The organism is Flaviaestuariibacter terrae (assembly GCF_054777635.1).
This window is the reverse complement of the sequence record NZ_BAAHAL010000008.1, coordinates 1,800,602-1,820,729: the sequence shown is the minus strand read 5'-3', so window position 1 is coordinate 1,820,729 and position 20,128 is coordinate 1,800,602. Positions and strand designations below refer to the sequence as shown.

The 20,128-nt window shown below is 59.4% G+C and carries 17 protein-coding genes; 7 read left to right on the top strand and 10 right to left on the bottom strand.

All coding sequences use genetic code 11. From position 1 onward, the window contains the following. Positions 1–65: 65 nt before the first annotated feature. From ACYU7Z_RS15900 to ACYU7Z_RS15870, 7 genes are all read right to left on the bottom strand, one after another. Complete coding sequence (locus ACYU7Z_RS15900) at positions 66–932, bottom strand: carbon-nitrogen hydrolase family protein (RefSeq protein WP_460572245.1); 867 nt, start codon at positions 930–932, stop codon at positions 66–68. A 129-nt stretch (positions 933–1,061) separates the two neighbouring features. Continuing rightward, positions 1,062–2,444 carry a dihydropyrimidinase gene (gene hydA / locus ACYU7Z_RS15895; RefSeq protein ID WP_460572243.1) on the bottom strand — a complete coding sequence of 461 codons (1,383 nt, stop codon included), beginning with the start codon at positions 2,442–2,444 and terminating at the stop codon, positions 1,062–1,064. Next, the gene (locus ACYU7Z_RS15890; RefSeq protein ID WP_460572241.1) at positions 2,428–3,936 is read right to left on the bottom strand and encodes an NCS1 family nucleobase:cation symporter-1; all 1,509 of its coding nucleotides are present in this window, start codon (positions 3,934–3,936) and stop codon (positions 2,428–2,430) included. Before ACYU7Z_RS15890 ends, hydA begins: the two co-directional genes overlap by 17 nt. A 109-nt stretch (positions 3,937–4,045) precedes the next feature. Further along, complete coding sequence (locus ACYU7Z_RS15885) at positions 4,046–5,401, bottom strand: PLP-dependent aminotransferase family protein (protein ID WP_460572239.1); 1,356 nt, start codon at positions 5,399–5,401, stop codon at positions 4,046–4,048. Positions 5,402–5,580: 179 nt separating this feature from the next. Further along, the gene (locus ACYU7Z_RS15880; RefSeq protein ID WP_460572237.1) at positions 5,581–7,038 is read right to left on the bottom strand and encodes a CoA-acylating methylmalonate-semialdehyde dehydrogenase; all 1,458 of its coding nucleotides are present in this window, start codon (positions 7,036–7,038) and stop codon (positions 5,581–5,583) included. 85 nt (positions 7,039–7,123) lie between these two features. Continuing rightward, on the bottom strand, positions 7,124–8,224 hold the full coding sequence (locus tag ACYU7Z_RS15875; RefSeq protein WP_460572235.1) for a hypothetical protein: 1,101 nt from the start codon (positions 8,222–8,224) through the stop codon (positions 7,124–7,126). 6 nt (positions 8,225–8,230) lie between these two features. Further along, positions 8,231–8,788, bottom strand: a complete 558-nt coding sequence (locus ACYU7Z_RS15870) for a hypothetical protein (RefSeq protein ID WP_460572233.1) — start codon at positions 8,786–8,788, stop codon at positions 8,231–8,233. A gap of 582 nt (positions 8,789–9,370) precedes the next feature. Between ACYU7Z_RS15870 and pheT the strand changes: the two genes are divergently transcribed. The 3 genes from pheT (at position 9,371) to ACYU7Z_RS15855 (ending at position 12,492) form a co-directional block, all read left to right on the top strand. After that, positions 9,371–11,794, top strand: coding sequence for a phenylalanine--tRNA ligase subunit beta (gene pheT / locus ACYU7Z_RS15865; RefSeq protein ID WP_460572231.1), 2,424 nt, complete (start codon positions 9,371–9,373; stop codon positions 11,792–11,794). Next, positions 11,794–12,081 (top strand): hypothetical protein, encoded by a 288-nt coding sequence (locus ACYU7Z_RS15860; protein WP_460572229.1) that lies wholly within the window; start codon positions 11,794–11,796, stop codon positions 12,079–12,081. Before pheT ends, ACYU7Z_RS15860 begins: the two co-directional genes overlap by 1 nt. 93 nt (positions 12,082–12,174) lie before the next feature. Further along, the gene (locus tag ACYU7Z_RS15855; RefSeq protein WP_460572227.1) at positions 12,175–12,492 is read left to right on the top strand and encodes a cell division protein ZapA; all 318 of its coding nucleotides are present in this window, start codon (positions 12,175–12,177) and stop codon (positions 12,490–12,492) included. Between the two features lie 35 nt (positions 12,493–12,527). Here the strand turns inward: ACYU7Z_RS15855 and ACYU7Z_RS15850 are convergent, their stop codons facing one another. Continuing rightward, positions 12,528–13,658: a TlpA family protein disulfide reductase gene (locus tag ACYU7Z_RS15850; RefSeq protein ID WP_460572225.1), complete on the bottom strand. Its 1,131-nt coding sequence runs from the start codon at positions 13,656–13,658 to the stop codon at positions 12,528–12,530. A gap of 90 nt (positions 13,659–13,748) precedes the next feature. After that, positions 13,749–14,882 carry a redoxin domain-containing protein gene (locus ACYU7Z_RS15845; protein ID WP_460572223.1) on the bottom strand — a complete coding sequence of 378 codons (1,134 nt, stop codon included), beginning with the start codon at positions 14,880–14,882 and terminating at the stop codon, positions 13,749–13,751. Positions 14,883–15,036: 154 nt separating this feature from the next. Between ACYU7Z_RS15845 and rny the strand changes: the two genes are divergently transcribed. The 4 genes from rny to ACYU7Z_RS15825 all read left to right on the top strand — a co-directional run bounded on the left by rny (position 15,037) and on the right by ACYU7Z_RS15825 (position 18,710). Then, complete coding sequence (gene rny / locus ACYU7Z_RS15840) at positions 15,037–16,596, top strand: ribonuclease Y (RefSeq protein WP_460572221.1); 1,560 nt, start codon at positions 15,037–15,039, stop codon at positions 16,594–16,596. Between the two features lie 187 nt (positions 16,597–16,783). After that, positions 16,784–17,161: a 50S ribosomal protein L19 gene (gene rplS / locus ACYU7Z_RS15835; protein ID WP_460572219.1), complete on the top strand. Its 378-nt coding sequence runs from the start codon at positions 16,784–16,786 to the stop codon at positions 17,159–17,161. 108 nt (positions 17,162–17,269) lie between these two features. Continuing rightward, on the top strand, positions 17,270–17,476 hold the full coding sequence (locus ACYU7Z_RS15830) for a Sec-independent protein translocase subunit TatA/TatB (RefSeq protein WP_460572217.1): 207 nt from the start codon (positions 17,270–17,272) through the stop codon (positions 17,474–17,476). Positions 17,477–17,696: 220 nt separating this feature from the next. Further along, positions 17,697–18,710, top strand: a complete 1,014-nt coding sequence (locus ACYU7Z_RS15825; RefSeq protein ID WP_460572215.1) for a lytic transglycosylase domain-containing protein — start codon at positions 17,697–17,699, stop codon at positions 18,708–18,710. A 138-nt stretch (positions 18,711–18,848) separates the two neighbouring features. Here the strand turns inward: ACYU7Z_RS15825 and ACYU7Z_RS15820 are convergent, their stop codons facing one another. Beyond that, on the bottom strand, positions 18,849–20,063 hold the full coding sequence (locus ACYU7Z_RS15820; RefSeq protein WP_460572213.1) for an anthranilate synthase component I family protein: 1,215 nt from the start codon (positions 20,061–20,063) through the stop codon (positions 18,849–18,851). Between the last annotated feature and the right edge of the window lie 65 nt (positions 20,064–20,128).

Here is a 20,128-nt window from a genome sequence, read left to right as displayed (position 1 = left end):
TTTATGTCTGATCTCGGATGTCTGATCTCGGATTTAACATCAGACATCCTACATCAGCGATTGGATTAGAGCTCGACGAGTTTGTCATACGTTTCCGGGCGACGGTCGCGGAAGAACTGCCAGGTGGAGCGCACTTCCTCGATCATGTCGAGATCAAATTCCGCAACAAGGAGCTCGTCGTTGTCTTCGGAGGCCTGTGCCAGGATCTGGCCGCGGGGATCCACGAAATACGAGGTGCCGTAAAACTTGCCGAGGTTCCAGGGTTTCTCCTCGCCTACGCGGTTAATGCAACCCATGAAGTAGCCGTTGGCGGCGGCATGCGCCGGCTGCTCGAGCTTCCAGAGGTATTGCGACAGGCCGGCAACCGTTGCTGACGGGTTGTATACGATCTCCGCGCCGTTAAGACCCAGCACGCGGGCGCCATCGGGAAAGTGACGGTCGTAGCAGATGTAAACACCCACTTTCGCATAACGCGTCTGGAATACGGGGTAGCCGAGGTTGCCCGGCTTGAAGAAGAATTTCTCCCAGAAGCCCGAGGTATGCGGGATGTGGTTCTTGCGGTATTTACCGAGGTACGTGCCGTCGGCGTCGATGACGGCAGCCGTGTTGTACAACACGCCGGCCTGCTCGCGCTCGTACACCGGCGCGATGATCACCATCTGGTATTTCTTGGCATACTCGGCGAGTCGGTTCGTGGTAGGCCCGGGCACCGGCTCGGCCGACGCATACCAGTCCTTGTTCTGCCCCGGGCAGAAGTACGGTGTATTGAAGATTTCCTGCAGGCACAGGATCTGTACACCCTGCTCACCCGCTTTTTCAATGTAGGAAATGTGTTTCTGGAACATGGCTTCCTTGATCTCTTCGATCGAGCCTTCACCCTCTGTCTTCGGGAGGCTCATCTGGATGAGCCCGGATTTGATGATACGCGGCATATTCTTCAGTTTTGATTTTACAATTTACGGTTTATTATTATATGTCGGATGTTTGCAGGTACAATGACAAAACCCAGATCCGAGATCCTCGATCCGAGATCCTCGATCCGAGATCCGAGATCTCTTCACCTATATGTGGTCGGTAACTTTAGCGCGCTTGATGAACTTTCCGTAGCCTTTGCGCAGCTTGCATTCGCCGCCGTCGATGGCTACCTGTCCCCGTAGAAGCACGGTCTTTACTTTTCCTTTGAGCTTCCAGCCTTCGTACGCCGAGTAGTCGACATTCATGTGGTGGCTGTTGACCGAGATCGTATGCTCTTCGTTCGGGTCGAGCAATACAATGTCGGCATCGGAGCCTACGCTGATGGTACCCTTCCGCGGGAACACCCCCAAGATCTTGGCCGGGTTGGTGCAGGCCACTTCCACGAACTTGTTGGCGGTGATCCGTCCCTTGTTCACGCCTTCGCTGAACAGCAGCTCGTAGCGGTGCTCGATGGCCGGGTGCCCGTTGGGGATCTTCGAAAAATCTTCTTTGCCCATCAGCTTCTGCTCCCACATAAAGGGGCAGTGATCGGTGGCCACCACGTTGACGAGGCCCTGGTTGATGCCGGCCCACAGCGTTTCCTGGTCCTTCTTTTCGCGCAGCGGCGGGCTCATCACCCACTTGGCGCCTTCGAAGTCCTTTTCATACAGCGAGGCATCGAGCAGAAGGTATTGAATGCAGGTTTCCACGAAGACATGCTGGTTGCACTTCGCGGCCTCGCGCACGGCATTGAGCGCGCCCTCGCAGGTGAGGTGTACGATGTAGCCGGGGCAGCCCGTGTAGCGGCTCAGCGCGGCAAACCGCTCCGAAGCTTCGGCCTCGGTTACCTCGGGTTGCGACAGGTAATGATACAGCGGCGAGAGCTTGCCTTCGGCGCGGTGCTTGGCAATGAGGTAGTCGATCATGTCGCCGTTGGTGGCGTGCACGGTCACGAGGCCGCCGCAACGCTTTACTTCCTCCATCAGGCCCACCATCTGGCGGTCGTCTATCATGAGGGCGCCCTTATAGGCCATGAAGGTCTTGAACGAGGTGATGCCTTCTTCGTTCACAAAATGCGCGATCTCCTTCTTCGTCTCTTCGTTGAAGTCGGTCACGGCCATGTGAAAGCTGTAGTCGCCCACGGCGGTACCGTCGGCGCGCGACTGCCACTCGCGCAGGGCATTCTGCAGCGAGTCGCCCTGCTTTTGCAGGATGAAGTCGATCACCATCGTGGTGCCGCCATGCAGCGCAGCGCGGGTACCGGTTTCGTAGGAGTCGCTCGAGAAGGTTCCCATGAAAGGCATGTCGAGGTGCACGTGCGGGTCGATGCCGCCCGGAAGCACAAGGAGTCCTTCGGCGTCGATCACCTTTGCATTGCCCGCGGGCAGGTTGCGCCCGATGGCCACGATGGTCTCGCCTTCGATGAGAATGTCGGCCACGCTGTCTTCGGAGGCCGTAATGATTCGTCCGTTTTTAATGAGTAGGGGCATAAGCAGTTTGTTCTTCGGTAAGCGGCAGCGGCTCCGCATCGGGCATCGACGCGGCGCTTCGGCGCATAAGCAGGATATACACAACACCCGACAGCAGGAAGCCCACAAACCAGGCGTAGTTATACAGTTGGGCCACCCAGGGCGTGACCATCGCCGCATCCAGCACCTTGATGGTAACGAGGAAGCCGGGGATATTGGGCAGGATGCCCAGGATGAGCGCCGCGATCGCCTTCTGGTTGAAGCCGCCGCGGTAGCCATAGCGGCCGCTGTGCTGGTACAGTTCCGGCACCTGCAGCTTTTGATGGCGGATGAAATAATAGTCGGCGATCATGATGCCGCCAACGGGACCAAGCAAACCGGAGTACCCGATCAGCCAGGTGAAGATGTACCCGCTCGGATCGGCAACGAGCTTCCACGGGAAGATGCAGAGGCCGAGAATGCCCGTGATAAAGCCGCCCGTGCGGAAGTTGATCTTCTTTGGAGCGAGGTTGGCGAAGTCGTTGGCCGGGCTCACGATATTGGCGGCGATATTGGTGGCCAGCGTGGAGATCACGATACCGAGCATCGCGAAGCTCACCACGACGCGGTTCTCGAAATGACCGGCGAGCTTCACCGGGTCCCACTCTGGTTGACCATAAAGAATGGCCGACGCGGAGGTAACGATCACGCCAACGAAAGCAAACAGCGTCATCGACGGGGGAAGGCCGATGGCCTGCCCGTTGATCTGCGCGCGCTGGCTTTTGGCATAGCGGGTAAAGTCGGGGATGTTGAGCGAAAGCGTGGCCCAGAAGCCGATGACGGCCGTTAGGGCGGGGAAGAAGAATTTGAAGAAGGCGGCGTTGTCGGCAAAGGCCGACGGCTTCTCGAGGATGGGGCCAAGGCCTTTGGCAGCGGTCACGGCCCACGCAAACAGCGCGATGGCGGCCAGCGGCAGGAAGATCGCCTTGAACACGAGCAGCTTGCGGATGCTCTCCACGCCCTTGTATACCACGAACATGTTGAGGAGCCAGAAGGCGGCAAAGCAAAGCAGCGGCAACGCCTGCGGGAAAAGACCGCTGTTGTCGATGGCCGCCAGTGACGGATTCCAGGCACGCAGCAGGTGGTAGATGCTTTCACCGCCGATCCAGGTCTGGATGCCAAACCAGCCGCAGGCCACTACCGCACGAAGCATCGCCGGCACGTTGGCGCCGCGGGTGCCGAAGGAGGCACGGGCCAGCACCGGGAAGGGAATGCCGTACTTGGCCCCCGCATGCCCGTTGAGCAGCATCGGCACCAGCACGATGGCATTGCCGATAAAGATCGTCACGATCGCCTGCCACCAGCTCATACCCTGGTTGATCATCGAAGAGGCCATCGTATACGTAGGGATGCACAGGCTCATGGAAATCCAGAGCGCGGCATAGTTGCCCGTGCCCCAGGTTCTCTTTTCCTGCGGTATCGGGGCGAGGTCTTCGTTATACAGTGACGACTGTTCGATAATTTCCTGTGACATGATACGTCGTTTTGAGGTGCATTTGCCAAGCTGCTAGTCTGCTAATGGGGTAGTCTGCTAATGAGAATGCATCAAATTAGCAGACTAGCAGACTATTTTTAGTAGCAGACTAACCAAATGTTGTTGCTTCATCCGCGATCTTCAGCGCTTCGCTGATGATGGCCAGGCCTTCATCGATCTGCTCTTTCGTGACGCAGAGCGGCGGTGCGATGAATACATAGTTCCAGCGTACGAAGGTGTACATGCCGAGCTCGCGGATCTTCGCGGCCACCTTGTTCATCACGACCATCTCGTCGGGCTTGGCGTTGAAGGGCGCCATCGGCTCACGCGTGTTGCGGTCCTTCACAATCTCGAGGCAGCCAAGCAGGCCCTGGTTGCGCCAGTCGCCGATGCTCGGGTGCTGCGCGCGGAGCCCCTCGATGCGGCCATTGAGGTATTGCTCCATGGCCACGGTATTTTCAATGAGGCCTTCGTCTTCGTAGATCTTCAGCGTTTCCAGTGCGGCAGCGCAGCATACGGGGTGCGCGGAGTAGGTGAGTCCGAGCGGCAGCATCGTGTCGTCGAACTTCGCGGCAATGCGGTCGGTCACCATAAGGCAGCCAAAGGGCAGGTAGCCGCAGGTAAGACCCTTGGCCATGCAGATCATATCCGGCACGATGTCTTCGTGCATGAAGCCGAACCACTTGCCCGTGCGTCCAAAGCCGCTCATCACTTCGTCCATGATCAGCAGGATGCCGTGCTGGTCGCAGAGGGCGCGGATGCCGGAGAGGAATCCTTTGGGATACGTGAAGCAACCCGAAGAGCCCGAGGCGCCTTCGAGGAGGATGGCGGCCACGTTGCCCGGGCCTTCAAAGGCGATGGTACGCTCGAAGCGCTGGAGGCACTCCTTCAGGAGGTTCTCCTCGCCGTACTCCCAGCGGTAGGCATAGGGCAGGTCAACGTGTACGAAGTTGGGCGCCTGCTGGCTGTCCATAGGGATCTTGCGCGGATCGCCGCCGGCGGAAGCCGCCCCGTAGGAAGCGCCGTGGTAGGACTGGTACCGGCTGATGATCTTGTGTCGTCCCGTAGAAATACGAGCAAGCTTGAGGGCGTTCTCGATGGAGGTGGCTCCGCACAGGGTGAAGAAGGCTTTGTTGAGATCGCCGGGGCAGATCTCGGCCAGCTTCTTGCCCAGCTCGCCGCGCGCCTTTGTAACGCAGCTCGGCGTCACGTAGGCCACTTCCTGCATCTGCTTCGTCACGGCTTCGGTGATCCGCTGGTTGCCGTGGCCGATGTTGACGTTCATCAGTCCCGACGAAAAGTCGAGGATCTTCTTGTCGTCGTAATCATATAAGTAAACGCCTTCCGCGTATTTCACCGCGATGGGGTTGGCGCCCTTCTGCTTGCTCCACGAAAAAAGGGTGTAGTCGAGATTGTCCTGCACGATCGATTGTGTTTCGGTGCGGGTGCTTAATGCGGTATCCATGATAAAGATTTTGAGGGTCCTAAAAACGTCCAAAAGGAGAGAAAGAACGCAGATTTTTTATGATTATTAAGATTAGCGCAGATACAGTTTTACTGATTGCATGCGTAAGCAAATCATAACCAATCCTAACAGATCCGCGTATCCACCGCAGGTGGATCTGCGTTCTTTCTCTCCCGGGATCAGCTCATCCAGTTCACACCCGCCTCCGGGTTCCACTTGATGGTCGTCTTTTTCAGCTTCGTCCAGAATTCGATCGAGCTCTTGCCGGTGATGTCGCCGACGCCGAACTTGGATTCGTTCCAGCCGCCGAAGGAGAACGGCTCGCGCGGTACGGGCACGCCCACGTTCACACCGACCATGCCGGCGGAGGCGCGCTCCATCACGTAACGGGCCACGCCGCCGTTCTGCGTGAACACAGAAGCCGCGTTGCCGTAGGTGCTGGCATTCTCGATCTTCAGTGCTTCATCAACGGTGTTGGTGCGCATGATCGAGATGACGGGCCCGAAGATCTCCTCGGTGGCCACGGCCATATCGGGACGCACGAAGTCGATGACCGTGGGGCCCACGTAGGTGCCTTCTTCCTTACCGGCAACAACCGCGTTGCGGCCGTCGACCAGCACCTTGGCACCCTGCGCTTCGGCTTCGGTGATATAGCGCTCGATGCGCTCCTTCGATTCTTTATTGATAACGGCGCCGAGGTTCTTGCCCGGCACGATCTTCTGCGCTTCTTCCACGATGCGGCGTACGATGTGATCGACCTCGCCTACCGCCACCATCGCGGAGGCAGCCATGCAGCGCTGGCCGGCGCAGCCGCTCATGGAGGCGGCCACGTTTTGCGCGGTCATGTCGGGAAGGGCATCGGGCATCACCATCAGGTGGTTCTTGGCGCCACCGAGGGAGAGGCAGCGCTTGTAGTTCTGCGTAGCACGCTGGTATACGATCTTGGCAACGCGCGTGGAGCCCACGAACGATACCGCCTCGATGGCGGGGTGATCGCAGATCGCTTCTACTATAGAGGTATCGCCGTGCACGATGTTGAGCACGCCGTCGGGAAGACCGGCTTCCTTCAGCAGCTCCGCGATGCGGCCTGCCGACAGCGGTACTTTCTCGCTCGGCTTCAGGATCATGCAGTTGCCCAGGGCAATCGCGTTGGGAATGGTCCAGTGCGGCACCATGCTGGGGAAGTTGAACGGAACGATGGAGGCGACAACACCCAGCGGTGCGTGCTCCGTGCGGCATTCGACGCCTTTGCTCACTTCGAGCACTTCGCCCGTAACGAGCTGCGGCAGCGAGGTGGCGAACTCCGTGAGCTCAATGCACTTGTCGATCTCGGCCTTCGCCTCGTCGTAGGTCTTGCCGTTTTCTTCCATCACCAAAGTGGAGAGCTCCACGATGTTTTTCTCCAGCAATGTCTTGTAGCGGAAGAACACCTGCACGCGCTCCTTGATCGGTGTGCGCGACCAGGTGGGGAAGGCTTTTTTGGCAGCGGCTACGGCCTGCTCGAGCGCCGTTGCATCCGACATAGGGACCGTGGAAAGAAGCTGGCCGTCGAGCGGCGAAACGACCGTCATGCTGCGGCCGGATTGAGATGGAACAAACTGTCCGTCGATGAAGTTTTGTATCGCGGGGTATTTCATAAAGCAGTCTTTTGTTTACGCAATGGGGACGTACAAGATACCACTTTTGGCACAAAGCGCGAAGTTTTCTGCAGAAGATAATCACTCAGCGAAGTGCAGGCAGGGCGCGCCAGGGCAGCGACCGCGCCTGTAGAACTACCGATCCGTTCGGGCCGCTGCCGCGGAGCGTGAGCACGCTGTCGGAGCGGGTGAAGCGGTAGTCGAGGCTGCGCCAGGAAGCGCTGATCTTGAAGTGAATTCGCTGCTGCACGGTATCCACCCAAAGCGGGAACGACCGCAGCGCATCGCTGCTGTCCTGCAATACGAGGTAGCCCGCGCGGTGTACAAACAGGCGCCGCGCGTGGGGAAGGCCTCCCTCCGATTCCCGGACTTGCGCGAGCACCGCGTATGCGCCGTGCAGCGGCGGCCGCGTCGCAAGGTCATCGTTCCAGTTTCCGCTCCGCAATGCCGGAAGCAAGGCTTCCACGGCGATGAGAAGCAGCATCCCTGTTTTGATTATGCGTGCAAAGCGGGCGAAGGGAAGCGGTTGCAGCGGAGGAGCCGCGGCAGCGGGTTGCCCGCCAAGGAAGTGGATCCAGTTGCGCGCATCGGGCGCCAGCAGCAACAGCGCCAGCAGGAGGAGGAAGGAAGAGAAGAGACGCACGCTGATGCCGAAGCAAAGGTCGACGGCAAGCACCTGTAGAACTACGGACAGCGCCAGCAGGAGCCCCGCGCGCCTTGTGCGCCGGGAGAATAGAAGCAGCGCGGCAAGCAGTTCCGTGCCACCGAGGAAGAGGCTGTATAGCCGCGACGTGCCGATAGTGCTCCAATACAACAGGTCCTTATCCATCAGACCCAGCGGTGTATATAAGGTGTTGGGCTCGGGCAGGTAAAACTGGATCTTCAGCAGCTTGTCGGCCCCGTAGCGCGCGAGCACTGCGGCGAGGTACAGCAGCAGCGCCGGGTAAACAAGGGCCGTTACCTTCCGGCGCGCTCGCGGCTTCAACAGGGCTGCCAGCAGCAACGCCAGCAGGACCAGCGCTCCATACAACAGGGCCTGGGCGCCGCTGTCGGAGCGGAGCAGCGCCGGCCCAAAGAGCGCAGGCAGGAGGCGTTGCTGCACCGGGAGCAGGCGCCACGGGAAAGGCAGCAGCAGGGCGACCAGGGTAGCGAAGAGCAGCGAGGTATCGTGGAGAAAGCGGCGCAAGAGAGCTCAGCTGAAAAGCGACAGGCGGCGGTAAAGACGGCTGATGCCGATGTACAGTGCTGTGGCGAGCATACCGGTCAGCAGCACGAAAGGCGCGGCAGGGGCGCCGGGCTCGCTGTTGGCGATGGGAAGAATGACGGTTCTCGAAGCGCTGTCGCGGCGGGCCGCTTCCTCGTCGATAACGCGGGTGCTGTCGGTCACAGCCTGGGGGTAGCGGCGGCGGGCGCCCTGCCGCACCCGGGCAGGCGAGAGAAAGCGGTTGTACAGGCTATCGTGGTAGAGCGTGTCGCGGACGGCATCGAGGCGCTGCGGCGTGTACCCGGCGCGGAGGCTGCGCTTGCTGTAGAGGCCCCGCACGAGTACCGTCACCGAGTCGTTGACGCGAACGATGCTGTCGATGCGCTCCACCTTTTCGTCCCAGTCCATCCGCAGGCCGAAGTCGGCCTCGTCGAGCTCCCCCGTTTCGGGGGCGCCGCCGATGCTTTTGCGAAAGAGGTCGGCGGTTTGGGCGCCGGCAGGGGCGGCCGTCGCCGCCAGGAGCAGGAGAAGCAGGAGGTAGCGCATAATATAGCGTTTGGCTGCCGGGAAGATACCGCATCCGGAAAAAGGGTTGCACGGCATCCCTTCTTATTGACAAGCGGTCGAATGCGCCAGCAGGCCAACCAAGGCGCAGCACCCTGTCCTCAATATTCACGGAGGCCCCGTTAATATTCAAAACGCCATCCTCAATGTTGAAAACGTGATCTTGAATGTTGCAGGCGCGATCTTCAGCGTTCGAGCCTCCATCCTGAATGTTGGAGCTGTCATCCGCAATGTTCATTGGGGCGTCGTCAACATTGGATTCGTCGATAGCAACATTGGAAGGGCCATCACCAATGTTGGATAGCCCATCGCGAATGTTGAAGATGCCAGCACCAATATTGGATTCGCCTCTGCCAACATTGGTTCCCCTGTGCCTGATGATGAATTTGCCTCTTCCCGCCATGGTTGCTCCGGCGCCAATATTGTCGCATCCTCGCCAACCTTCCCCGGCAGCGGGGCACTCGCCCTCCAAAACCCGCCAAAACCTTCCAAAACCCTCCCTCCTCCCTAAACCTTTCTAAACCTTTCCTAAGGGTTATCTTTGCCGGCCCTAGATCTATCATTATGACCATTTCCTATAACTGGCTGAGTGAGTATTTGCCCCTGACGATCGATCCCGAGCGCCTTTCCCGCATCCTGACCTCTATCGGACTGGAGGTGGAATCGATGGAGCCCTTCGAAGAAATAAAGGGCGGCCTCGAAGGCCTCGTGATCGGCGAGGTGCTCGAAGCGGAGCAGCATCCCAATGCCGACAAGCTGAAGCTGACCAAGGTGAACATCGGCGGCGCCGAGCCCCTGCAGGTTGTTTGCGGCGCACCCAACGTGGCCGCCGGCCAGCGCGTGGTCGTGGCCCCCGTCGGCGCCACCATCTACCCCACTTCCGGCGACCCGCTCACGATGAAGGTGGCCAAGATCCGCGGCGTCGAGAGCTACGGCATGATCTGCGCCGAAGACGAGATCGGCCTCGGCGACTCCCACGCCGGTATTATGGTACTCCCCGCCGATGCGCCCGTGGGCACGCCGGCCGCCGAGTACTTCAAGCCCTACACCGATATCGTGTACGAGATCGGCCTCACCCCCAACCGCGCCGATGCCATGAGCCACTGGGGCGTGGCCCGCGACGTCTGTGCTTACCTCACGCACCACGACAAGAAGGATTTCCGCCCCGTGCTGCCGGGCAACAATATCAAGCCCGATAACAACAGCCTTCCCGTAACGGTCACGATCGGGAACAAAGAGGCCTGCCCCCGCTACAGCGGCGTTTCGCTCGCCGGCATCACGGTCGGCCCCTCACCCAAGTGGATGCAGGACCGCCTCAAGGCCGTCGGCGTCCGCCCCATCTCCAACATCGTCGACATCACCAATTATATCCAGCACGAGACCGGCCAGCCGCTCCATGCTTTTGATTACGACCAGATCGCCGGCGCCCAGGTGATCGTGCGCAACGAGCCCGAAGGAACGCCCTTCGTAACGCTCGACGACAAGGAGCGCAAGCTGAGCGCCGAAGACCTGGTGATCGCCTCTCCCGCCGGCCCGATGTGCATCGCCGGTGTATTCGGCGGCGCCAAAAGCGGCGTTACCGACGCCACGAAGAACATCTTCCTCGAAAGCGCCTTCTTCGAGCCGGGCACGATCCGCAAAACCTCCTTCCGCCACGGCCTCCGCACCGACGCGGCCACGCGCTTCGAGAAAGGCATCGACATCTCCAACAGCGTCAACGTGCTAAAGCGCGCCGCGCAGCTGGTAAAAGAGATCGCCGGCGGCAGCATCGCCTCCGACTTTATCGATGTATACCCCAAACCCGAGGCTAAGAAAGAGGTCATCCTCAAGAACCAGTACCTCAAAAAGCTGAGTGGCAAGAACTACCACCCGCAGACCGTCAAGAATATCCTCGAAAGCCTCGGCTTCCGCATCATCAAGGACAGCATGGATGCCCTTTCGGTGGAAGTGCCGTACCACAAGCGCGACGTAAGCCTCCCCGCCGACGTGGTGGAGGAGATCCTCCGCATCGATGGCCTCGACAATATCGACATCCCGGCGGCGATGACGATCACGCCGTCGGTAGAGGAAACCTACCGCGCCGAAGGCCTGCGCCAGAAGCTCGCCGATGCGCTCGTGGGCCTCGGCTTCAACGAGATCCTCTCCAACTCGATCACCAACTCGGCCTACTTCACGGAGGAGCAGCTCGGAAGCACCGTGCGCCTGCTCAACAACCTGAGCACCGAGCTCGACGTGATGCGCCCCTCGATGCTCCCAACGGCGCTGGAAGTACTTGCTTTCAACAGCAACCGCCGCAACAGCGACCTCCGCTTCTTCGAGTTCGGCAAGACCTACGGCACAAAAGGCACCGGCAACTACAGCGAGCAGAACCACTTCTGCCTCTATGTTACGGGCAATGTGGCCGCACAGGGCTGGAAAGGGAAGGCCGTCCCCGCTGATCTCTATTATGTAAAGGGAGTCGTCGCTGCGCTGCTCCGGATGACCGGTGTCAACGCCGACTTTGCTACGGAAGGAACGACAGAAGGCCTCGGCGGCGTGCTCACCATCCGCAGCGGCAGCCGCGTGCTGGGCTCCATCGGCACGGTAACGCCTTCTGAGCTGAAGCGCTTCGACCTCAAGGCACCGGTGTTCGTAGCCGACCTCGACTGGGACGCGGTGCTCGAAGTGGCGCTCCCCGTAAAAATACAGTACCGCGAAGTGCCCCGCTTCCCCGCCGTGGAGCGCGACCTGGCGATGATCGTTCCTTCGGCGATGAAGTACGATGCGATCCGCCAGCAGGTAGACAAGCTGCGCCTCCGCAACCTCACCGACCTTCGGCTGTTCGATATCTTCGAGAGCGAGAAGCTCGGCGCCGGCCGCAAGTCGCTGGCCGTGAGCTTCACCTTCCTCGACGAGGAAAAAACGCTCACCGACAAGGAGATCGACAGCTGGATGCAAAAGATCATGACCTCGCTCGAAAAAGAGCTCGGCGCTGAAATCCGCAAATAATGGCCGAATCGGAACAACATATCGCCCGCCTGCAGGAAAAGCTGCAGCTCCTCGTAAAGCAGCAGCAGCGCCTGCGCAAAGACAACGAGGAGCTGCAGCAGCAGCTGGCGCGCGCCAACGGGGAGCGGCAGGCGCTCGCCGGCCAGGTGCAGGACCTCCAGCAGGCCGTGGGCCTCATGAAGCTCGCCGCCGGCTCCCTCAACGACACGGAGAAAAAAGAATTTGAAAAGCAGGTGAATAAATTCATCCGCGAAATCGACAAGTGCATCGCGTACCTCAGTAGCTAATCGCTGATGTAGGATCGCGGATGTCTGATCTGAAAGACAAGCCACATCCCACGCTCCACATCAGACATCCTCCATCAGACATCCTCCATTACTATGGACCTTATCCCCATCAACCTCCTCATCGCCGACCGCACGTACCGCATCAAGATCCAGCCGAAGGATGAAGCCGTTGTGCGGCACACCGCCAAGACCATCAACGACAAGCTGCTGGAGTTCAAGACGGCCTTCGCGGGTAAGGACATGCAGGATTACCTGGCCATGGTGCTGATCTGGTTTGCCACGCAGCAAAACGCCTCCATCGCGCAGGGAATGGATGATTCGGCCCTGCAGGAAAAGCTCGCGGCGCTCGAAAAGATCCTCGACGGCGCCCTCGCCGAAGACGACAGCAGCAACCCTTCGCCAAAACCCTGAGAACCTTCAAAACCTTAAGAACCTCCAGAACTTAATTACCGCGGAAGCAACCTGTCCAGTACCGCCCAGAGCCGCTCGCCACGCAGGTTGCGGGCGATGATCTTTCCCTCCGGGTCTACCAGCACATTTTGCGGAAGGGAACTGACCGCGTATTTTTTTAAAACCGGACTGTCCCAGAAGCGATAATCGAATACATGGGTGCCCGGGATGCTGTCCTCGCGAAGGGCCTGCAGCCACTTGTCGCGCTCGCGCTCGATGCCGACACCGAGGAGCCGGAGCCCGCGGCTGGCGAAGTAGTGGCCCGCCTCCGCCAGGTTGGGCGCTTCCATCCGGCAGGGCTCGCACCAGGATCCCCAGAAGTCAATCAAAACATACTGCCCGCGCAGCGAGGCCAGCGATACGTTGCGGTCGGCCGAATCACGCAGGCTGAAGTCGGGCGCCGCGGCTCCCACCCAAACGCGCGACAGATTCTCGAGCTCGATGCGGAAGTTCTTGACGTGCACTGTTCGGTAGGCGGCCGGCAGGTTGACGATGAATTGCAGCATCCGGTCGGGGTCCCCGTCGAGGTGCCAGTAGGCGTTGAGCAGCAGCGGTGTCAACGGCGAGGAGATCCGTTGCTGGAGGAAGTGGCCATAAACCTTCTCGCGAAAGAGGTCGGTGAGGCTGTCGATCTTCCGGCCGATGTATACCTGTCGCGGCAGGTCGTCGATGATGGCCGAGTCGGCGGAGCGCTCCCGCCAGCGCTGGATCGCCTGCTCGTAGGGCGCGGCGGCAGCCATCAGCGCGAGGTAATCGTTGTTGGCCTCCGATCCGCTGATGCGGGTGCGCGCCAGGTCGCCGTTCGTTTCCACGCGCACCTGCGCGGGCGCCAGGAACAGGGGCACGTTATAGCGGTACACCGGCGTATCGGTGGAACCGTTGAGCGGCACATCGGAAAGAAAGCTGATAAGGGCGAGCTGCGGGTGGGCGACAAGGTAGCTGAGCGACCATTCGCCGTCGGTAATCGGCGTCGGCCCGGCGAGTACGATTCCGTTGGCGGTCATCAGCTGCACGGAGCGGAGGCCCGGAACATCGGTTACGGACCCCTCGATCCTGAGGCGGTTACGCTGCGCAACGAGCGCTGTTGCCGGCAGCAGGAAAAGAAAAAACAGGATGGCACGAAGCATAGCAGTACAGTTGGTCCGTGAATATACAGGGGAAAACAATAAGGGCCCCAGGGGCCCTTATGCTACATACAACTTTATATGGTTTCCGGATTAGCGGAGCACCTCGGCCAGCTTGGCCTGGAGCTCTTCGCCGCTCAGGTTTTTGGCGATGATCTTTCCTTCCGGGTCAAGCAGGAGGTTGGCCGGGATGGCGCGGATACCATATTGCTTAGCCACGGCGTTGTCCCACCACTGCAGGTCGCTCACGTGGTTCCAGGTAAGGCCGTCGTCGTGAATGGCCTTCAGCCAGCGCGCCTTCTGGCCCGGGCGGTCGAGCGATACACCGAGGATGGTGAAGTTCTTATCCTTGAACGTATGGAAGGCCTTTACCACGTTCGGGTTCTCGGCACGGCAGGGGCCGCACCAGGAAGCCCAGAAATCGACCAGCACGTAGTGGCCGCGGAGCGACGAGAGTGCCACGGGGTGGTCGAGGGTATCGTTCATGGTGAAGTCCATCGCGGTGCTCCCGACGGCGGTCTTCCGGGCGATGTCGAGCTGCGCGGCGAACGCACGTCCCGACGGTCCCTGGCGGGTCGCCTCGGGGAGGGCTTCAAACAGCGGCGTGATCTTCACCGGGTCGATCGAATAACCGGCGTACTGGCGCAGCACGTAGAGCGCTACCGGCGAGGAAGCCTGGGCGCGCAGGAAGGGCAGGTAGATGCGCTCCTGGCTGGCGGTTTCCACCGAATCGTAGGCATCGCTGGCGGCCTTCATGGCGGCCTCGTTCTTCTCGGTGCGGGCTTTTCCGTAAGCCGCTCCGTAAACGCTCATCTGCGACTGGTAGGGCTCGAGCGCTTTCTGCAGCGCCTCGTAGTCGGTTTGCGCGCGTGAGCCCTTGATCGTTGTCGCGGGGAGCGAGTCGCTGGTCATAATGTCGATCGTTCCGGGCTCTAGGAACACCGGGAGGTGGTATTCCTTCTTGGCGACGCCGTTGCGGGTATACACGGGCTCGTCGCCGCGGAAGGCGACATCGGCCAGCACGGCCTCGGCAAGGGGCCGCTTGAATTTATAGGAGCCGTTTTCCACGAGCACGCTGTCGGTGACCTTGTCGTCGCCGTTGCGGAAACTCAGGAACACCCACTTGACGGCGGGTACGCCTTTGAGGCTGCCTTTGATCTTGAGTTCGCCCTGCGCCATGCCGGCCAGCGGCAGCAGGGAAAGGAGGAAGAGCTTCAGGGTTTTCATGCCGCAAAGTTTACGGAAAAACCAGAGAACTCCGCCGCCGCTCATCACGCAGTTGCCTGAGTTACAATTGCTCCGCACTACGTATCTTCGTCCCTGTACCCCTGCGGGGGTATAGGCTATTTTATACACCTACATCATCACTTAAAAACAAACAATGGACATCAGCATAATCATCGCCGCCGTCGTCGCCCTCATCGCGGGCATCGTGGCGGGCAAGTTCATCTTCGCGAAAGACACGCAGAAGAAGATCGACGAGGCCGACCTGCATGCGAAAAACCTCCTGAAAGAAGCCGAGCTCCGCGCCGAAACCATCCGCAAGGAAAAGGAAGTAGCCGCCAAGGAGCGCTTTGTACAGCTCAAATCCGAGCATGAAAAAGACGTCAACGAGCGCAACCGCAAACTTGTCGACGCTGAAAGCCGCATCAAGCAGAAAGAGCAGCAGCTTTCCCAGAAGACCGAGCAGCTCGAGCGCCAGGTCAAGGAGAACGATTCCATCAAGCAAAACCTCAACCGCCAGCTCGAAGTAGTGGCCAACCGCCAGTCCGAGCTCGAGAAGCACCAGGAAGAGCACACGCGCCGCCTCGAGAAGCTGGCCAACCTGAGTGCCGAGGAAGCCAAGGCCCAGCTCATTGAAACCCTCAAGAGCGAAGCCCACTCGCAGGCCCTCGGTCTCCAGCAGGAGATCATCGATGAGGCCAAGCAGAAGGCCAACAAGGAAGCCCGCAAGATCATCATCCAGTCGATCCAGCGCACCGCCGCCGAGCAGGCCATCGAGAACGCCATCACCGTATTCAACCTCGAGAGCGACGAGATCAAGGGCCAGATCATCGGCCGCGAGGGCCGCAACATCCGCGCCATCGAAGCCGCCACCGGCGTTGACCTCATCGTGGACGATACCCCGGAAGCCATCATCCTTTCCTGCTTCGACCCGCTGCGCCGCGAGATCGCCCGCCTGTCGCTCCAGCGCCTGGTAAGCGACGGCCGTATCCACCCGGCCCGCATCGAAGAGGTGGTTGAAAAGACCAAGCGCCAGCTCGAAGAGCAGATCATGGAGATCGGCGAGCGTACCGTGATCGAGCTCGGTATCCATGGCCTTCATAAAGAACTGATCCGCCTCGTAGGCAAGATGCGCTTCCGCTCCTCCTACGGTCAGAACCTGCTGATGCACAGCCGCGAGGTAGCCAACCTTTGCGGTATCATGGCCGCCGAGCTCGGGCTCAACCCGAAGCTGGCCAAGCGCGCCGGCCTGCTTCACGACATCGGCAAGGTGCCCGACGAGGAAAGCGAGCTGAGCCACGCACTCCTTGGCGCAAAGCTGGCCGAGAAGTACGGTGAGAACCCCGCTATCGTCAACGCCATCGGCGCCCACCACGATGAAATGGAGATGCAGTACGTCATCTCCCCCATCGTGCAGGCCTGCGACTCCATCTCAGGTGCCCGCCCCGGCGCCCGCCGCGAGATCATGCAGCAGTACCTCCAGCGCATCAAGGAGCTCGAAAACCTCGCCCAGAACTACAACGGTGTGGAGAAGGCTTACGCCATCCAGGCCGGCCGCGAGCTCCGCGTGATCGTGGAAGCCGACAAGGTGACCGACAACGAGAGCGAGAAGCTTTCCTTCGAGATCGCCCAGAAGATCCAGAACGAAATGACCTATCCCGGCCAGATCAAGGTGACGGTGATCCGCGAGAAGCGCGCGGTGAACGTGGCCCGCTAACGCAATCCGTGATAAATGACAGCAAAGCCCCTCCCGCAGGGGCTTTTTCGATCTCAGATCTGGGATGGCGGATGGCTGATTTGCCTTAAATCCGAGATCAGAGATCAGAGATCAGAGATTTTCCCGGACGGATGTGCTCCACATATGAAACTTTCCCCTTACCTTTGCACTCCTTAAATCAGATGTTATGAACTCCGCCGCTATTGCCTTTGTACACGAGCAGCTTACGGCTACTAAAGAATTCCCGAAGTTCAAAGCGGGTGACAATATTACGGTCAACTACAAGATCATTGAAGGCAACAAGGAGCGTATCCAGTCCTTCAAGGGCGACGTGATCAAGCGCCAGGGCACAGGTGCCACGGCTTCGTTCACGGTTCGTAAGATCTCCGACGGTGTAGGTGTAGAGCGCCTCTTCCCCGTTAACTCGCCCAATATCGACTCCATCGTGCTGAACAAGTCGGGTCGCGTTCGTCGCGCCAAGCTGTTCTACCAGCGCGAGCGTAGCGGTAAGAGCGCCCGTATCCAGGAAAAGAAGCGCGCTGTTGCTCCGAAGCAAACTGCGTAAGACAATACCTCGTACTTATAAGCGGAAGTTAATGCTTCCGCTTTTTTATTGTCCCCGCGCTATCTTCTGTACCTTTGAATCCGATTCTTCATAAAAAAACTATAGTCTATGTTTGGTATGGGTGCTAATGAGATCATTCTCATCGTCGTTTTGGTGCTGATCCTTTTTGGTGGCAAAAAGATCCCGGAACTGATGCGCGGCCTCGGCCGTGGCGTGCGCGAGTTCAACGACGCCAAAACCAATGTGCGTCGTGAGATCGAGGAAGGCATGACCGAGAAAGAACGTACTGCCAACACTACGTCGAGCCAGTCCTAATACGCTGACTTTTAACATTTTAGTAAGCCGCTGTCGCCAATTTTGGCACAGCGGCTTTTTTGTGCTCCTTAACGCAACCCTAACACTTTTTAGGGAATTTCCTCAACAAAGGATGGTATCTTTGCAACGCGGTTGACCCCTCGGTCGGCCACGAACCAGAGCTAACAATAAAGGTGTGACATGGCCTTGTGCGATTTGAATAACCTCCTAAAACGTGGTGATGAAAAAACTTTTATTGTTGACGACCCTGCCTCTTGTTGCCTTTCTCTACTCCTTCGCCGGTAAAGAGCAAGGGCCCCGTGATATCGAGCGCTCGCTGAACGATTCGACCGTTCAGGAAAGCGCAGCTCCGAAGGGTGGCTTCAAAGACCTCTTCGAAAGCCAGAACGCGGATGGCAGCTTCTTCAATGTACAACTCAACCCGAAAGCCGTTTCCTTCGTACAGGACTACATGGAAGTTTATTCGAATAAACTCAACAACATGAAGTCCTGGGGCAAAACCTATTTCGACCTCATCGATAAGGTGCTGGCCGATCACAACCTTCCTACCGAGCTAAAGTATCTCGCCGTAATCGAATCCGAACTGAAGCCTTCCGCTACCTCCTGGGTAGGCGCCGCTGGTCCCTGGCAGCTGATGCCCCAGACCGCCCGCGAACTCGGCCTGCGCGTCAGCAAGAAAACCGATGAGCGCCGCGACTACAAGAAGAGCACGGAAGCTGCTGCCCGCTACCTCAACGACCTCTACAGCGTCTTCAACGATTGGCTGCTGGTGGTTGCCGCCTACAACGGTGGTGCGGGTAACGTGAACCAGGCCATCCGCAAGAGCGGTAGCCGCAACTTCTGGGATCTCCAGTATTACCTCCCTGCCGAATCGCGCAACCACGTGAAGAAGTTCATTGCCACCCATTACATCATGGAAGGCGACGGTGGTGTAACGACGATGACCCGCAACGAGCGCGCCGACTACGCCGTCCAGGGCAGCACCCCGGTGGCTCCCGCAGGTGTACAAACAAGCCTCGTTACCGGCAAGTACAGCGCAGCCGTTATCGCACAGGCGCTCGGGATGGATGCCACCACGTTCAACAAGCTGAACCCTTCGTTCGATAAGCTCCTGTCCCAGAACGGCTCCTACGAGCTGCGTCTCCCGGCCGACAAGATGCAAGCCTTTGCCGAGGCCCGCAACCAGATCCTGGAGCAGTCGGTAAAGAACGCCCTGAGCATGGCCAGCCGCTAAACTTATTATGACCAACCGACATAAAAAAGCCCCGTGAGGGGCTTTTTTCGTGCCCCTGCGGGGGCCTTACCACCGAAAGGTTGGAGCCGGCTATTTTACCAACCTTTCAAAACCTTTTCAAAACCTTCCAAAACGCTCTCATAACCCTTCCAAAACCTTTTTTAGTGCCGCCGCCTTCAGCAGGCACTCCTCCCATTCGGCCTCGGGATCGCAATAGGCCGTGATCCCGGACCCCACCTGGTACGAGAGGTAGGGAGCGGCGGCATTGTACAGCAGCGACCGGATGACCACGTTGAAATCGAAATCGCCGTTGTGGAAATAACCCAGGGAGCCCGAAAAAAGCCCGCGTGCCGACAGCTCATATTGGCGGATAAGCTCCAGCACCCGCTGCTTGGGGGCACCGGTCATCGAGCCCATCGGGAAGGTTGCTTCGAGAATGTCGCTGAAGCGGGCATCAGCGTTGAGACGTCCCTCGATGCTCGAGATCATCTGGTGCACCTGCGGAAACGTATAAAGCCCGAAAAGCTCGGTCACCTGCACGCTGCCGGGGCGGCATACCCGGGCAAGGTCATTGCGCATCAGGTCGACCACCATCACGTTTTCCGCGCGCTCCTTCGGGCTCTCCCGCAGGCTCTCGCGCAGCGCCGTATCGGCTGCAGCGTCGGCCGTGCGGCGCGCGGTGCCCTTGATCGGCTGGGCCAACAGTCGATCGCCTTGCCTGCGCAGGAAACGCTCGGGGCTGGCACAGAGCAGGTAGCGATCGCCAAGCCGGTAAAAGCCTCCGAAGGGCGTTGGCGAGAGCGCCGACAGGCGGCTGTACAGCGCCCAGGGATCAAGGGCTTCGGGGCGGGCGCTGAACTCCTGGCAGAAGTTGATCTCGTAGCAATCGCCGCGTTGAATATGGGCCAGGAGTTTGCGGATGGTTGACACGTAGGTCTCGCGATCCATCCGTCCGTGCACCTGCACCGGCGGCTGTTCATCGGCAACCACGGGATCGGCCGCTTGCAGCTGCCGGTAAATGAGCTCCGGATCGTCGGCCTCGATCAGCAGCGAATCGCCCTCCTGCCGGAGCACGATGCCGGGCTCGAAGAAATAAAAAGGATCAAAGCCAACCGGATCGGCCGGCCCGGGCGGCAGGTGGAAAAAGGCTTCCTGCAGCGCAAAGGAAAGGTGCCCGAAAGCCCAGCGCCGGCCCCTGAGAAATGCATCCAGCCGGTCGAGCTGCGCCGGGCTGCCCGTACAAAAGCTTCGCTGCCCGGCGGCAACAAGCAGGTCGAAGCGGCCCGGAACCGCCGTGTATTGATGGCTTTCCAGAAAACAAAAAATGTTGAACCGTTTGGACCAGTTCAACATTTTTGCGCGGTGTGCCTTGTCGGCAGACCAGGGGTAAGTACGTTGTATCAGCAGCGGCTTCTTTA

Bases quoted from the DNA above. Each gene is read 5' to 3' on its own strand.
- ACYU7Z_RS15885 (WP_460572239.1), bottom strand. From the start codon at position 5,401: ATGGATACCGCATTAAGCACCCGCACCGAAACACAATCGATCGTGCAG.
- pheT (WP_460572231.1), top strand. From the start codon at position 9,371: ATGACCATTTCCTATAACTGGCTGAGTGAGTATTTGCCCCTGACGATC.
- ACYU7Z_RS15820 (WP_460572213.1), bottom strand. From the start codon at position 20,063: ATGTTGAACTGGTCCAAACGGTTCAACATTTTTTGTTTTCTGGAAAGC.
- rny (WP_460572221.1), top strand. From the start codon at position 15,037: ATGGACATCAGCATAATCATCGCCGCCGTCGTCGCCCTCATCGCGGGC.
- ACYU7Z_RS15855 (WP_460572227.1), top strand. From the start codon at position 12,175: ATGGACCTTATCCCCATCAACCTCCTCATCGCCGACCGCACGTACCGC.
- rplS (WP_460572219.1), top strand. From the start codon at position 16,784: ATGAACTCCGCCGCTATTGCCTTTGTACACGAGCAGCTTACGGCTACT.
- ACYU7Z_RS15870 (WP_460572233.1), bottom strand. From the start codon at position 8,788: ATGCGCTACCTCCTGCTTCTCCTGCTCCTGGCGGCGACGGCCGCCCCT.
- ACYU7Z_RS15860 (WP_460572229.1), top strand. From the start codon at position 11,794: ATGGCCGAATCGGAACAACATATCGCCCGCCTGCAGGAAAAGCTGCAG.
- ACYU7Z_RS15845 (WP_460572223.1), bottom strand. From the start codon at position 14,882: ATGAAAACCCTGAAGCTCTTCCTCCTTTCCCTGCTGCCGCTGGCCGGC.
- ACYU7Z_RS15890 (WP_460572241.1), bottom strand. From the start codon at position 3,936: ATGTCACAGGAAATTATCGAACAGTCGTCACTGTATAACGAAGACCTC.
- ACYU7Z_RS15825 (WP_460572215.1), top strand. From the start codon at position 17,697: ATGAAAAAACTTTTATTGTTGACGACCCTGCCTCTTGTTGCCTTTCTC.
- ACYU7Z_RS15830 (WP_460572217.1), top strand. From the start codon at position 17,270: ATGTTTGGTATGGGTGCTAATGAGATCATTCTCATCGTCGTTTTGGTG.
- ACYU7Z_RS15880 (WP_460572237.1), bottom strand. From the start codon at position 7,038: ATGAAATACCCCGCGATACAAAACTTCATCGACGGACAGTTTGTTCCA.
- ACYU7Z_RS15900 (WP_460572245.1), bottom strand. From the start codon at position 932: ATGCCGCGTATCATCAAATCCGGGCTCATCCAGATGAGCCTCCCGAAG.
- ACYU7Z_RS15850 (WP_460572225.1), bottom strand. From the start codon at position 13,658: ATGCTTCGTGCCATCCTGTTTTTTCTTTTCCTGCTGCCGGCAACAGCG.
- hydA (WP_460572243.1), bottom strand. From the start codon at position 2,444: ATGCCCCTACTCATTAAAAACGGACGAATCATTACGGCCTCCGAAGAC.